This window comes from Bartonella sp. AP36NXGY (assembly GCF_042195865.1).
GTDB lineage: Bacteria > Pseudomonadota > Alphaproteobacteria > Rhizobiales > Rhizobiaceae > Bartonella.
In genome coordinates, this window is sequence record NZ_JBHIPD010000140.1 from 1 (window position 1) to 659 (window position 659).

Annotated in this window: 1 protein-coding gene; it reads left to right on the forward strand. The window is 41.3% G+C overall.

Annotated features, from left to right (window positions below; translation table 11 throughout):
• A partial coding sequence (locus ACFINX_RS10340) for a tyrosine-type recombinase/integrase (RefSeq protein WP_375668822.1) occupies window positions 1-645 on the forward strand: 645 nt, incomplete at its 5' end.
• Between the last annotated feature and the right edge of the window lie 14 nt (window positions 646-659).

Below are 659 nucleotides of genomic sequence, written 5' to 3' on the forward strand. Positions count from 1 at the left end.
AAACATGCGGCTGCTTTGGGTTTGGATGTTGATTTACAAGCAACAGAAAAAGCACGTGCTCTCTTAGGAAAACAACGTTATAAGATCATTAATAGACCAGCAATGGATTGGAAAGATATACCAGCTTTTTATCAGTTACTCTGTAAAACACAAAACATAACACATCTTGCTTTGCGTCTGCTTATCCTTACAGGGGTTCGTACTAATTCCTTGCGTCATATTCGTGAAGATCAAATTGATGGCGATATATGGACAATTCCTGCTGAGAATATGAAAGGAAAGCGTGATACCACAACAGAATTTCGCGTGCCTCTATCAACAGAAGCATTAGAAATTCTAAAACAAGCGCGCTTGCTTTCTCGTAATGATTTCTTTTTTTCTGCTAGAGGTCGTGGTTCCCTCGCTGAGAAATGTATGGCTACGTATATGAGAAAAAATAAAATTGAAGCATGCCCCCATGGATTTCGCTCTAGTTTACGTGATTGGCTTGCTGAAACAACCGATGCTCCCTATGAGGTTGCTGAAACTATTCTAAGTCATACAGTTGGCGGCAAAGTAGAGCGTGCCTATCGTCGCACTGACTATCTAGAACAGCGCCGTGTCTATATGGATAAATGGGCGGCTTATGTCACGGGTCAATCTTAAGATATGGGGTGAAT